Source organism: Microbacterium sp. USTB-Y (genome assembly GCF_023703415.1).
Classification (GTDB): domain Bacteria; phylum Actinomycetota; class Actinomycetes; order Actinomycetales; family Microbacteriaceae; genus Microbacterium.
In genome coordinates this window covers 102,918-115,814 of record NZ_JAGMTU010000009.1, presented here as the reverse complement: position 1 = coordinate 115,814, position 12,897 = coordinate 102,918, and the positions used below count along the sequence as shown (strand labels likewise).

The window sequence follows — 12,897 nt, the reverse complement described above, 5'->3', positions numbered from 1 at the left end:
GAGGAGATCAGCCACCCGCTCGGCCGTGCTGAGGGCGGGATCGCGGAAGGGCAGGGCGTCGCTCATGCAGTGGTGCTCTCTGTGTCGGTTCCGGTCGTCGCCGGGGAGGAGTCGGTGCGCACCGCGGTCACCGCGGCGTTCTGGTCGATGCCCCGCTTGCGCAGGGCGCGGGCGCGCTCCCCGGCGGAGCGGAGGCGGGGGTTGACGTACTCGTCGATGCCGAAGTTGATCAGGGCGAGGGCGACGCCCAGCAGGGCGATGCAGAGACCGGCCGGCACGTACCACCACCAGTAGTCCGGGAAGGCGCTGTTCTGCTGCGCCCAGAACAGGATGGTGCCCCAGTTCAGGTTCGACACCGGGATCACGCCGATGAAGGCCAGCGTGGTGAGCCCGAGCACGGCGGCGGTCATGGTGCCGACGAAGCTCGACGCGATGATCGCCATGAGGTTCGGCAGCATCTCGACCAGGATGATCCGGTGCAGCGGCTCGCCGTTGGCGCGCGCCGCCTGGACGAAGTCGCGGTTGCGCAACGACATCGTCTGCGCCCGCAGCACTCTCGCACCCCAGGCCCAGCCGGTCAGGCCGAGCACCGCGGCGATGACCCACAGCGGCGGATCCTGGAACTGCGAGGCGATGATGATCATCAGGGGCAGCCCCGGCAGCACGAGGAACACGTTGGACAGCGCCGACAGCGACTCGCTCTTCCAGCCGCGCAGGTAGCCGGCGGTCACGCCGACGACGATCGCCACCACGGTCGCCATGATCGTGGCGAGGAAGCCGACCACGAGCACGCCGCGCGTGCCGTAGACGAGCTGGCTGAACACGTCCTCGCCGATGTGCGTGGTGCCCAGCAGATGCTGCCAGGACGGCGGCTGCAGCGTCGCGTCGAGGTGCTGCGCGGTGGGGCTGTAGGGCGCGATCCACGGGGCGAAGACGGCCAGGAGCACGAAGACGCCGAGGATGATCAGCCCGGCCGCCGACTTGCGGTTGCCGAACATCGCGAGCGACGCCCTGAGCTGCGAGCGGAAGGTGCGGGCCGGGGCCGGCCGCGACCCGGCTGTGAGCAGGGCGGCGGTCTCCGGTGCGCCGGCGGCGGGCTGCGCGATCTCGTGCGGAGCGGGAATCGTCATGGTCAGGCCTCCGTCTGCCGGGTGCGCGGGTCGAGGATGGCGTAGGCGATGTCGGCGATGATGTTCGCGACGAGCACCGCCATCACCAGCACGAGGAAGATGCCCTGCATGAGCGCGTAGTCCTTCGCATTGGTGGCGCTGAGCAGCAGCAGGCCGATGCCGGGGTAGGAGAACACCATCTCCATCACGATCGTGCCGCCCACGATGAAGCCGAGCGAGAGCGCGAAGCTCTGGATCTGCGGCAGCACCGCGTTGCGCGCGGCGTACCGCCACAGCACGCGGCGGTTCGGCATGCCCTTGGCCTGGGCGACGGTGATGTAGTCCTCGTCGAGCACGGTCAGCATCATGTTGCGCATGCCCAGCACCCAGCCGCCGAGGGAGGCGATGACGATGGTGATCACCGGCAGCGCGGCGTGCGAGACGACCTGTCCGATGAAGTCGGCGTTCCAGCCCGGATCCACGCCCACCTCGTAGGCGTGACCGGCGGGGAACCAGCCCAGCACCGACGCGAACACGGCGATGAAGATGAGCCCGAGCCAGAAGTAGGGGATCGTGCCGAGGAACGTCGTCACCGGCACCAGCACGTCCAGCCGTCCGCCGCGACGCCACCCGATGACGGCGCCGAGGCTCGTGCCGATGAGGAAGGAGACGATCGTCGCGAAGCCGACCAGGCCCAGGGTCCACGGCAGCGCCGCGGCGATCGCGTCGCCCACCGGGGCCATGCCCGTGGAGATCGACACGCCCAGGTCTCCGCGCAGCAGCATGCCCCAGTAGTCGAGGTACTGCTGCCACAGCGGCACCGAGTGGTCCAGCCCGAACATGAGGCGCAGCGCCTTCTCGGCGTCCGGGGTGAGCTGGCCCTGGCTGCGGGCCATGTAGGCGTCGACGGCATCGCCCTTCATCAGACGCGGGATGAAGAAGTTGATGGTGATCGCGGCCCACGCGGTGAACAGGTAGAAGGCCGCCCTGCCGCCGATGAAGCGCCACGGCACCCGGATGCCGCCGCGCTCGGCGCGCGTCGCCGTGGTGCCGACGAGCGTGGGATCCCCCGGCGCCCCCTCGGCGGGAGCGGCCCCGGTCGCGGGCGCGGACGTGTCGGCGCTCATCGCGCACCTCCGGTGGTCTGGGCGGCCCGGCGGCGGAAGAACTCCTCCGGGTCGGGCGAGGCGGCGCGCAGCTCGCGCGTGTACGGGTCCCGGGGATGCAGGATGACGTCGTCCGCGGGCCCGCTCTCCACGACCCGGCCCTGGTTGAGCACCAGGATCTCGTCGCTGAAGTGGCGGGCGGTCGCCAGGTCGTGGGTGATGTAGAGCACCCCGAGGCCCTCCTCGCGCTGCAGGTCGGCGAGCAGGTTGAGCACGCCGAGGCGGATCGAGACGTCGAGCATCGAGACCGGCTCGTCCGCGACGAGCAGCGCAGGGCGCGAGGCGAGGGCGCGCGCGATCGCGACGCGCTGGCGCTGTCCGCCCGACAGCTCATGCGGGCGCCGCTCCATGACGGCGTCGGGATCCAGCCGCACCCGCTCGAGCAGGCGGCGCACCTCGGCGTCGACCTCGTCGCGCGGCACCACGTGGTCCAGCCGCAGCGGCCGTTCGACGTGGTGACGGATCGAGTGGTACGGGTTCAGGGACGCGAACGGATCCTGGAACACCATGCGCAGCTGCTGGCGGTAGCGCCGCAGCCCCTTGCCACGGCGCGGGATCGGGGCGCCGTCGAGCAGCACCTCGCCGCGCGTGGGGGTCTCCAGCTGCGTGAGGATCTTGGCGATCGTGGACTTGCCGCTGCCGGACTGGCCGACCAGGCCGATGGTCTGGTGCGAGCTGAGAGTGAAGCTCACCTCGTCCAGGGCCTTGAGCTGACCGGATCCGCGGAGGTTGTAGATCTTCGTGACGTCGCGGAACTCGAGCGTGGTCATCGCACCACCACCCCCCGCTCGCCGGTCAGGCGCGGGAAGGAGCGCAGCAGATCCCGCGTGTACTCGTGCTGCGGATCCGTCCACAGCCGCTCGGCGTCGGCGAGTTCGACGATCTCGCCCTCGCGCATGACGGCGATGCGGTCGCTGATCTCCAGCAGCAGCGGCAGGTCGTGGGTGATGAACACGACGGAGAACCCGAACTCGTGGCGCAGCTGCGAGATCTGCTTGAGGATCTCGCGCTGCACGAGCACGTCGAGGGCCGTGGTCGGCTCGTCCATCACCATGAGCTGCGGTCGCAGCGCGAGCGCCATCGCGATCATCACGCGCTGGCGCATGCCTCCGGACAGCTCGTGCGGGTAGGAGCGCCGGCGCTCCCCGCCCACCTTCACGATCTCGAGCAGCTGCACGACCTCGTCGCGACGCTGCGTCCGGCTCATCCCCGGGCGGTGCACGCGGAACACGTCGTCGAGCTGCGCGCCGATCGTGGCGACCGGGTTGAGCGCGTTCATCGCGCCCTGGAACACCATCGACACCTTGTCCCAGCGGAACCGGCGCATCTGCTCGGCGTCGAGCGCGTGCAGGTCGATGTCCGAGCCGTCGGCGTCGTGGAAGACGACGCTGCCGCCGGTGATCACGGCCGGCGGCTTGAGCAGCCGCTGCACACCGTAGGCGAGGGTCGTCTTGCCGCTGCCGCTCTCGCCGGCGAGGCCGACGATCTCACCGCGGCGGATGTCGATCGTGACGTTCTTCACCGCCCGCACGGGCGGATCCACGTCGTACACGACCGAGAAGTCGCGCACCGAGAGAAGGGGGTCTGTCATGAGGGCATGCTCCTGTAACGGTCGTTGAGCGAGGCCGCGCGCAGCGCGACCGAGACGAAACGCGGTGCTCTGCGATGAACGCGTCTCGTCTCGCTGCGCTCGCTCAACGACCGAGGGGGATGGGCGGTTATTTGCCGACCGGCTTCAGGTTCATGATGACCTGCACGGCCGAGGGCTGCGTCGGGTCGGCGGTCGCGTACTGGTCCTTCTCGCTCGGCCACCCCGTGTAGGTGCGGGTGTTGTACTCGCCCAGCTGCGGGTGCGTCCCGATCGGGATGGCGGGGACGTCTTCGACGAAGATCTTCTGGATCTTGTTGAGCGCATCCGTGCGCGTCGCGTCGTCGGAGGCCTGTGCGTACTGCTTCAGCAGCGCCGTCGCCTCGGGGTTGTCGTAACGGCCGAAGTTGTCGGAGACCTTTCCGTCCGCGGCCTGCTCCAGGTACGCGCCGTTCATGACGTCGTCGTAGATGTGCCAGGGGTTCGATCCGGATCCCGACCAGTGCAGCGCGGCGTCGAAGTTGCCGGTCGCCATGTTGGTGAACCAGGTGTCGGCGTCGGGGGTGGCCACCTTCGCGTCGGCGCCGAGCGTGTTCTTGATCTGCGTGGCGACGAGCTGGATGCCGGTGACGTAGTCGTTCCAGCCCTGCGGGTCCTGCAGCGTGAACGAGACCGGGTTGCCCGACGGGTCGATGAGCGCGCCGTCCTTCCACGTGTAGCCGGCGTCGGTCAGCACCTTCTTGGCGCCGTCGACGTCGATCGAGAACGTCTTGTCCTTGTACTCCGGCGCGATGTACTGGTCGCCCGTCGGCTGCGGGATGCCCGTGACGCTGGTGAGCTCGGGGCCGGCGTTGCTGCGCGCCTTCTCGGCGTGCGCCTTGCGGTCGACGACCATGTTGACGGCCTTGCGGAAGGCGACGTCGTTGAACGGCGCCTTCGTCGTGTTGACGAGCACCATGTCGGGGCTGAGCACGTTGGCGCCCCAGAACACGTTGTGCTTCGGATCCTTGTCGACGTAGTTCTTCTGGTAGTCCGTGATGAAGATCTGGGCCCAGTCGGCCTCCTTGCTCTGCAGCGCGCGGAGCAGGCCGGTGTTGTCGTTGTACTCGAGGTACTTGAGCTGGCCCACCGGGACCTTGCCGCCCCAGTAGTCGGTGCGGGCGTTCAGCACGACGCCCTGCGAGGAGAAACTCTTGATCGTGTAGGGGCCGGTTCCGACGGCCTCCTTGACCGGGTCCTTGGTCGGGTCCGCGATGCTCTTCCACTGGTGCTCGGGCACGATGCTCACCTGCAGCACGTCGCCCTGCTTCACGAACTTGGACTCGGTGAAGGAGAGGACCACGTTCGCGCCGTCCTTCTTGACGTCGGCGAGCTTGAGTCCGGCGAGATCGAGCGCGGGGGTGCTCTTGATGAGGTTGTAGGTGAAGACGATGTCGTCGGCGGTGAAGGGCTTGCCGTCGCTCCATTTGACGTCGGCGCGCGGGGTGACCGTGAGCTGCGTGTAGTCGGAGTTCCACTCCACCTTCGAGGCGAGCCACGGCGTGGTCTCGTTCTTGCCGACCGGGTTGACCATCGCCAGCGGTTCGTAGATCATCCGGTCGTAGCCGAGCGACATGCCCGATCCCGTCGAGATGAACGGGTTGTTGGTCTGCGTCGAAAGGATCGCGGCGCCGTCCGGCTTCGCCACCGTGAGCGAACCGCCGGATGCGCCCGTGCTGGAACCCGACGAGCAGCCGGTCAGCGCCACCGCGCCGATCGCCGCGAACGCGGTCACCGCGATCAAGGTCTTCCTGAGCCTCATTGCTTCTCCTTCTCGTGGGCCGACGTCGTCGTGCGCCCATGTGATGCGGGGTCCCGCTTCTCTGGGGGAATTTACTTACTAGCGGGAAAGTAAGCAAAAGTGAGGTTACCCACCAGTAAGCTGGATGACAAGAAGGGGAAGGGACACGAAATGGTCACGTCCACCTCGAACCGCGTGAAATCGCGGCCGGAGACCGAGCGCAAGCGGACCGAGATCCTGAAGGCCGCGATCGAGATCTTCGGCGCGAAGGGATCCGCGAACGGCACCCTGGCCGATATCGCGGAGCAGGTCGGGATGACGCACGCGGGGGTGCTGCATCATTTCGGCTCCAAGCAGAAGCTGCTGCTCGAGGTGCTCGCCTATCGTGACGAGAGCGACGTCGAAGGCCTCGCCGAGAAGCACATCCCCGACGGCCCCGCCCTGTTCCTGCACCTCGTCAAGACCGCGTTCTCGAACGAGCTGAGGCCCGGCATCGTGCAGGTGTACACCGTGCTCTCGAACGAATCGGTGACCGACGGCCATCCCGCACGCGGGTTCTTCGAGCACCGGTACACCAAGCTCCGCGGCGAGGTGGGCGCCGCGTTCGTCGAGCTGTGCGCCCAGGAGGGCGTGACCGACACGACGGTGATCGCCACGGCGTCGGCGGCGATCCTCGCGGTCATGGACGGCCTGCAGCTGCAGTGGCTGCTCGACCCTGCGGCCGTCGGCCTGGCCGAGGCCAGCGCCTTCGCGATCGAGGCGATCGTGAACGGCGTGCTGCACCCCGGCCCCGCACTCGAGACGTACGTCGCCGAGACCGCCGGCGGATCCGCGTAGGCTCGGCCCTATGACGATCGACCTCGAAGCGCTCTTCATCGACCTGCACCGCAATCCCGAGCTCTCGTTCCAGGAGGTGCGCACCGCGGGCATCGCCGCCGGGCATCTGCGCGACCTCGGCCTCGAGGTCACCGAGGGCGTGGGTCGCACAGGCGTCGTCGGCGTGCTCGCCAACGGCGCGGGACCGGTCGTCTGGGCGCGCGCCGACATGGACGCGCTGCCCGTGGTCGAGGAGTCGGGTCTGCCCTACGCCAGCACCGCCACTGGGATCGACGCCGAGGGGCACGAGGTGGGCGTCATGCACGCGTGCGGCCACGACATGCACGTGACCGCGATGATCGGCGCCGTGGAGGAGCTCGTCCGCACCCGGGACGAGTGGTCCGGCACCCTCGTCGTCGTGATCCAGCCTGCGGAGGAGTTCGGCGCCGGCGCCCGCGCGATGCTCGACGATGGCGCGCTGGACCGCTTCCCCCGACCCGACGTCGTCATCGGCCAGCACGTCACGCCGTTCCCCGCCGGCATGATCGGCGTGCGGCCCGGTCCCCAGATGTCGGCCTCGGACGGACTGCACGTCGTGCTGCACGGCCGCGGCGGGCACGGATCCCGCCCGCACTCCACGATCGACCCCGTGGTCATGGCGGCCGCCACGGTGATGCGCCTGCAGACGGTGGTCTCGCGGGAGGTGGATCCGCACGACCTCGCCGTGGTCACGGTGGGCGCAATCCACGCCGGCACCAAGAACAACATCATCCCGGCCGAGGCCACCCTCGACCTCAGCCTGCGCTACCCGGACGACGCCCTGCGCACCAAGGTGCTGGCGAAGGTGGAGCGCGTGATCAAGGCCGAGGCGATGGCGAGCGGCGCGACCGAGGAGCCGACCATCGAGACGCTGCACACGCTGCCCGCGACGATCAACGACGACGAGGCGACCGAGCGCGCGACGGCGGCCTTCCGCGCCGCGTTCGGCGATGAGAACGTGATCGATCCCGGCCTGTTCACGGGCAGCGAGGACGTGTCGTGGTTCGCCCGCGACGCCGGCGTGCCGCTCGTGTTCTGGTTCTGGGGCGGCATCGCCCCCGCGCGCTACGCCGCCGCGGTGGCGCAGGGGACGGTCGACAGCGAGATCGCCACGAACCACTCCCCGTTCTTCGCGGTCGAGATCCACCCCACGATCGAGGTGGGCGTGCAGGCCCTGACCGTCGCGGCGCGCGAGTTCCTCGGCTGACGACGCGCACCGGATCCGCCTCCCGGCCCGGATCCGCCTCCGACCCTGTCACGATCGGCACAGGTCGTGACGATCAGCACACGGATCGACGTCGATACGTGTGCTGATCGTCACGGGCTGTGCTGATCGTCGCAGGACGAACGGCGGATGCCAGCCGTTCTCATAGCCTGCGGATAGCAACCGGTGCGACGCTGAGCGCGAACCGAAGGCGGTGCGCCATGTCGACATCAGCAGAGCAGTCGCAGACCGATGCGTCGATGCAGGACGGCGCCGTCCTCGCCGTCGACGGTCTCGTGGTGAGATACGGATCCCGCACGGCCGTCGACGGCGTCGCGTTCCGTATCGCGCGCGGCGAGATCCTGGGGCTGCTCGGGCCGAACGGCGCCGGCAAGACGACCACGCTGAGCGTGATCGAGGGCCTGCGACGGCCGGTGAGCGGATCCGTGGTCGTCGACGGGATCGATGCGCTGCGTCATCCGATCGACGCCCGCGCCCGGCTCGGCGTGCAGCTGCAGAGCTCGGGATTCCAGCCCGAGCTGAGCATCGAGCAGCTGCTGCGGCTGTATGCCGGCCTGTACGGCGTGCGGCTGACCCGCGCCGCCGCCCGGGAGGCGCTGGACGGAGTGGGGCTCGAGCAGGAGGCGTCGAAGCGACTCAAGGGCCTCTCGGGCGGCCAGGCGCAGCGCTTCTCCCTCCTCATCGCGACGCTTCACGATCCCCTGCTCCTCCTGCTGGACGAGCCGACGAGCGGTCTGGATCCGCAGTCGCGGCGCAGCCTCTGGCAGCGCATCGAGGCCTCCCGGCGACGCGGGGGCAGCATCCTGCTCACCACTCATTCGATGGAGGAGGCGCAGGCGGTGTGCGATCGCATCGTCATCATCGATCACGGCCGGATCGTCACGACCGGCAGCCCGGCCGAGCTCATCGCCGCGCACCGGGAGGATCCGCGCGTGCTCGCCGTCGCGCACGGCGAACCGACGCTCGAAGACGTCTTCATCGCCCTGACGGGAAGTGATCTCCGTGACTGACCTCGCCGTCGCCCGGCCTCCGATCGGGCTGACCCTGCGCTCCCTGCTCGCCGCCGACTTCACCGTCATCCTGCGCAGCAAGCAGACCCTGATCCTGAACCTCGCCGTGCCGATCCTCATGCTGATCGTCACGAACCAGGCCACCCGCCGGGGCGGCGCGGGCTTCGGCGCAGCGGGGCCGGCGCTGATGATCGCCCTGGCCCTGAGCTACGGACTGCTGTCGTCCTCGTTGCTGGGCTACTCGATCACCGTCGCACGCGACCGTGAGGCCGGCGTCTTCCAGCGGCTGCGCGTCACGCCGACGCCGACCTGGGCGATCATGCTGAGCCGCCTGATCGTGCAGTTCGTCGCCGCGATCGCCACCGCCGTCGTCGTGATCGTCGTCGGGGGCATCATGCACGGGCTCAGTTACGGCGTGGGCACGTATCTGCTGATCTTCGTCGTCGCGATCTACGGCGCCGCCATGTTCCTCGGGATCGGGCAGGCCGTGGTCGGACTGCTCCGCTCCTCCACCGCCGTGAACGCCCTCGGCCGGGTGCTGTACGTCCTGCTCCTGCTGCTGGGGATCCTCGGCATCTCGGGCGTGCTCGGCGACACCTTCACCGCCATCGCGAAGTGGTCGCCCGTCGGCGCGCTCATGACCCTGTTCACCGCGGTGCAGTCGACATCGGCCTGGACGAGCGACGACGGCTGGGCGATCGTCGCGATCGGCGCCTATCTCGTGGTCTTCGCGGGGATCGGGATCCGCTGGTTCCAGTGGGAGTCGCGTTAGAGCGCCCGTCGCTCAGGCGAGGGTGAGGAAGAGCTTCTCTAACTCCTCCGGACTGGGCCCGCCATCGGCGTCCGGCTCGGTCAGGCACTCGCGCAGCGCCGTCGAGATCACCAGGAACCCGGCCCGGTCCAGCGCCTTCGTGACCGCGGCGAGCTGCTGGACGACGGCGCGGCAGTCCTCACCGGCCTCGACGGCGCCGATCACCGCGGCGAGCTGGCCGTGCGCGCGGCGCAGGCGGTTGGAGATCTTGCGCACCGCGTCGGCGTCGTGCCCTGCCGGGTGCGTCGCGTCCGCGGAGGGGTCCTGGGCGGTTCCGGTGGTGATCATGGATCCAAGCATACCCCCGGGAGTATGTTAGATTGATACTCCCCGGGGTATCCGAGACGTCCGGGCGAGGAGGAGAAGAGATGTGCCGTGCAGTGACGTGCAAGACGTGCGGGAAGACGACCTGGGCCGGGTGCGGCCAGCACGTGTCCGAGGTGAAGCGCTCCGTTCCGGCCGCGCAGTGGTGCGGCGGCCGGCACTCGCAGGCGGAGATCGATGCGGTCGCGTCGACTCGGGGCGGACTACTGTCGCGGATCTTCGGGCGATGAGCGAGACCGTGACGGATCCGGCCCGGCGGATCGTGATCGTCGGCGGCGTGGCCGCCGGTATGAGCGCCGCGGCGCGCGCCCGCCGCCTGGACGAGAACGCGGAGATCATCGTGCTCGAACGGGGCGCGCACGTCTCGTTCGCGAACTGCGGACTCCCCTACTACGTCGGCGGCGAGATCGAGGACGAGGCCGACCTGCTCGTCCAGACGCCCGCCACGCTGCGCGCCGCGCTCGCTCTCGATGTGCGCGTGCACCACGAGGTCACCGCCGTCGACTCCGGCCTGCGGTCCGTCACGGTGCGAGGGCCTCAGGGCGAGGAGCAGCTGGCGTACGACGCGCTCGTCCTGGCGCCGGGTGCCGTCGCCGTGCGCCCGCCGCTGCCCGGGCTCGACTCGCCGCGCGTGAGCACCCTCCGCACCGTCGAGGACGCCGTCGACCTACGCGCGCGGATCGACGGACATGCCTCGGCCGCACGGCGGGCGGTGGTGCTGGGGGCCGGGTTCATCGGCCTGGAAGCCGCTGAGGCGCTCCGTCAGCAGGGCCTCGACGTCGATCTCGTCGAGCTCGCACCCCACGTGCTGCCGCCGCTGGAGGCCGAGATCGCCGCCCCCGTCGCGGCGGAGCTGCGCCGGCTCGGGATCACCGTGCACGCCGGGGTCGCCGCGCAGGCGGTCGAGCAGCACGAGGAGCACGACACCGTCGTCCTCGCGGACGGCCGGCGCCTCGACGCGGACCTCATCCTGCTCTCCGTCGGAGTGCGCCCGGACACCGCGGTCTTCGAAGCGGCCGGCGTCGCGTGCGAGCGCGGGGCGATCCTCGTCGACGAGCACGGACGCACCAACCTCCCGGACGTCTACGCCGCCGGCGATGCGGTGCTCTCCGTCGACGCCGTCACCGGCCTGCGCCGGCCGGTCGCCCTGGCCGGCCCGGCGAACCGCGCCGGACGCGGGATCGCGGACCACATCCTCCGCCCCGCGTCGGCGCGCCCCCTTCCGGCCCCCGTGGGCACGGCGATCGTGCGGGTCGGCGAACTCACCGCCGCGCTCACCGGGGCCAACCGGGCCGCCTTGCGCGCCGCCGGCATCGAGGCGCACACCCTCCACCTGCACCCCACCCAGCACGCCGGATACTTCCCCGGGGCGACGCAGATGGCGCTCGTCGTCCACGTCCGCCACGGCGACGGCCTCCTGCTCGGCGCCCAGGCCGTCGGCCTTGAGGGCGTGGACAAGAGGATCGACGTGCTCGCCACGGCGATCCGGGCAGGACTCACCGCCGCCGACCTCGTCGACCTGGACCTCGCCTACTCCCCCGTCTACGGCAGTGCGAAGGATCCGGTGAACCTCGTGGGCATGGTCGGGGGGAACGTCCTGGACGGGACGCTCCGGCTCTGGTACGCCGAGGACTGGGAGCGGCTGCGCGGGGAGACGCTCATCCTCGATGTGCGCAGCGCCGCGGAGTACGCCGCCGGGCACCTGCCGGGGGCTCTGCACATCCCGCACACGGAGCTGCGCGACCGCCTCGACGAGGTGCGCGCGGCCGCCGCGGGACGTCCCGTCCGGGCCCTATGCGGATCCGGCGTGCGCTCGCACATCGCCCACCGGCTGCTCGTGCAGGCGGGCTTCGACTCCGCCTCCCTGTCCGGCGGCATGCTCACGGCGCGCGCGGTGCTCGGGGACGACGTCCTCGTGTCCTGACGCCGCAGGGCGTGAGACGGCGGCCCGGGCGCGGCGGGGCTACCGCTGCGCCCGGCTGCCGACCGGGGCCTCCGCGTCCGGCCCCTCGCCGCCGACCGCGGCGCCGCCGACCGCGTCACCGCCGACCCCGAGGGCGCGACCGGGATCTCCCGATCCCTCGGAGGCGAGCGCGACCCGCGACGCTCCCGTGAAGGCGGACGGCTCGCCACCGGGATGCCGTCGTGTCTGCACCACCAGCAGCACGAGGCCGAGCGCGACGGCCGCCAGCGAGGCCCACACGTTCGCGGGGATGCCGAGGAAGCCGATGCTGGACGGGTCGATGCGGATCGACTCGAGGTAGCTGCGGCCCGCGCCGTACCAGATCAGGTACAGGGCGAGCACCTTGCCCCACTGGAGCGCGAACCGGCGCTCCAACCAGAGGATCACGGCGAAACCGAGCAGATTCCAGACGATCTCGTAGAGGAACAGGGGCTGGAAGAGCGTCCCCGGAGGCATCCCCGGTGGGAACTTCGGGTTGGTCGCCTCGATCTGCAGGCCCCAGGGGAGCGTCGTCGGCAGGCCGAAGAGCTCGTGGTTGAAGTAGTTGCCCAGCCGGCCCAGGGACTGCGCGACCAGCAGCGCCGGAGCGAGCGCATCCGCGACGCTCCAGAACCGCACCCGCGCACGCCGGCAGGCGACGACGATGCCGATGGCGCCGCCGATCAGGGAGCCGTAGAGGGCGTTGCCGCCGTCCCAGATCGCGAACACGTCCCACAGGTTGTCCCCCGGGGCGAAGTAGTCGCCCACGTGCGTGAAGACGTGATAGAACCGGGCGCACACGATGCCCAGCGGTACCGACCAGAGCGCGATGTCGATCGCGAACCCGGGGTCGATCCCGCGCCTCTTCAGGCGATGGCCGAGGATGAGCGTCGCGGCCACGATCCCGGCGATGATGCACAGCGCGTACGCGTGGACGGTCAGCGGACCGAGCGGGAACTGCGCCCATTGCTCGGGAGGGCTGGGGATGCTCGCTCTCACGGTCGCCTCTCGCTCGGGGTCACGGCCACCGACACCCTAGGCAGGCCAGTGCGGAACCGGCTGTGAACGGCACCTCGCCGCAGCTCCC

13 protein-coding genes are annotated in these 12,897 nt (G+C 70.2%); 6 read left to right on the top strand and 7 right to left on the bottom strand.

All coding sequences use genetic code 11. From position 1 onward, the window contains the following. Nucleotides 1-62 precede the first annotated feature (62 nt). The 5 genes from J8G10_RS18015 to J8G10_RS17995 form a co-directional block, all read right to left on the bottom strand. Nucleotides 63-1,130: an ABC transporter permease gene (locus J8G10_RS18015; protein WP_374208793.1), complete on the bottom strand. Its 1,068-nt coding sequence runs from the start codon at nucleotides 1,128-1,130 to the stop codon at nucleotides 63-65. A 2-nt stretch (nucleotides 1,131-1,132) separates the two neighbouring features. Then, nucleotides 1,133-2,236, bottom strand: a complete 1,104-nt coding sequence (locus J8G10_RS18010) for an ABC transporter permease (protein ID WP_251448283.1) — start codon at nucleotides 2,234-2,236, stop codon at nucleotides 1,133-1,135. Beyond that, the gene (locus tag J8G10_RS18005; protein ID WP_251448279.1) at nucleotides 2,233-3,045 is read right to left on the bottom strand and encodes an ABC transporter ATP-binding protein; all 813 of its coding nucleotides are present in this window, start codon (nucleotides 3,043-3,045) and stop codon (nucleotides 2,233-2,235) included. Before J8G10_RS18005 ends, J8G10_RS18010 begins: the two co-directional genes overlap by 4 nt. Next, nucleotides 3,042-3,866, bottom strand: a complete 825-nt coding sequence (locus tag J8G10_RS18000; RefSeq protein WP_251448277.1) for an ABC transporter ATP-binding protein — start codon at nucleotides 3,864-3,866, stop codon at nucleotides 3,042-3,044. The genes J8G10_RS18005 and J8G10_RS18000 overlap by 4 nt, the downstream gene beginning before the upstream one ends. A gap of 127 nt (nucleotides 3,867-3,993) precedes the next feature. Next, a complete protein-coding gene (locus J8G10_RS17995) occupies nucleotides 3,994-5,664 on the bottom strand; it encodes an ABC transporter substrate-binding protein (RefSeq protein WP_251448274.1) in 1,671 nt (556 codons plus the stop codon). 150 nt (nucleotides 5,665-5,814) lie between these two features. Between J8G10_RS17995 and J8G10_RS17990 the strand changes: the two genes are divergently transcribed. The 4 genes from J8G10_RS17990 (at nucleotide 5,815) to J8G10_RS17975 (ending at nucleotide 9,505) form a co-directional block, all read left to right on the top strand. Further along, the gene (locus tag J8G10_RS17990; protein ID WP_251448271.1) at nucleotides 5,815-6,480 is read left to right on the top strand and encodes a TetR/AcrR family transcriptional regulator; all 666 of its coding nucleotides are present in this window, start codon (nucleotides 5,815-5,817) and stop codon (nucleotides 6,478-6,480) included. A gap of 10 nt (nucleotides 6,481-6,490) precedes the next feature. After that, the gene (locus tag J8G10_RS17985) at nucleotides 6,491-7,705 is read left to right on the top strand and encodes an amidohydrolase (protein WP_251448268.1); all 1,215 of its coding nucleotides are present in this window, start codon (nucleotides 6,491-6,493) and stop codon (nucleotides 7,703-7,705) included. Between the two features lie 218 nt (nucleotides 7,706-7,923). Beyond that, on the top strand, nucleotides 7,924-8,733 hold the full coding sequence (locus tag J8G10_RS17980; RefSeq protein WP_251448265.1) for an ABC transporter ATP-binding protein: 810 nt from the start codon (nucleotides 7,924-7,926) through the stop codon (nucleotides 8,731-8,733). Further along, nucleotides 8,726-9,505: an ABC transporter permease gene (locus J8G10_RS17975; protein ID WP_251448263.1), complete on the top strand. Its 780-nt coding sequence runs from the start codon at nucleotides 8,726-8,728 to the stop codon at nucleotides 9,503-9,505. The genes J8G10_RS17980 and J8G10_RS17975 overlap by 8 nt, the downstream gene beginning before the upstream one ends. 12 nt (nucleotides 9,506-9,517) lie before the next feature. On the opposite strand, the gene J8G10_RS17970 is transcribed toward J8G10_RS17975, so the two are convergent. Then, nucleotides 9,518-9,832, bottom strand: coding sequence for a metal-sensitive transcriptional regulator (locus J8G10_RS17970; RefSeq protein ID WP_251448260.1), 315 nt, complete (start codon nucleotides 9,830-9,832; stop codon nucleotides 9,518-9,520). Nucleotides 9,833-9,912: 80 nt separating this feature from the next. Here J8G10_RS17970 and J8G10_RS17965 point away from each other — a divergent pair, with 80 nt between their 5' ends. Both J8G10_RS17965 and J8G10_RS17960 read left to right on the top strand, forming a co-directional pair. Continuing rightward, the gene (locus tag J8G10_RS17965) at nucleotides 9,913-10,098 is read left to right on the top strand and encodes a hypothetical protein (RefSeq protein WP_251448258.1); all 186 of its coding nucleotides are present in this window, start codon (nucleotides 9,913-9,915) and stop codon (nucleotides 10,096-10,098) included. Then, nucleotides 10,095-11,792, top strand: coding sequence for an FAD-dependent oxidoreductase (locus J8G10_RS17960; RefSeq protein ID WP_251448256.1), 1,698 nt, complete (start codon nucleotides 10,095-10,097; stop codon nucleotides 11,790-11,792). Before J8G10_RS17965 ends, J8G10_RS17960 begins: the two co-directional genes overlap by 4 nt. 39 nt (nucleotides 11,793-11,831) lie before the next feature. On the opposite strand, the gene lgt is transcribed toward J8G10_RS17960, so the two are convergent. Next, entirely contained in the window at nucleotides 11,832-12,809 is a 978-nt protein-coding gene (gene lgt, locus J8G10_RS17955; RefSeq protein ID WP_251448252.1) for a prolipoprotein diacylglyceryl transferase, read from the bottom strand. Nucleotides 12,810-12,897 lie beyond the last annotated feature (88 nt).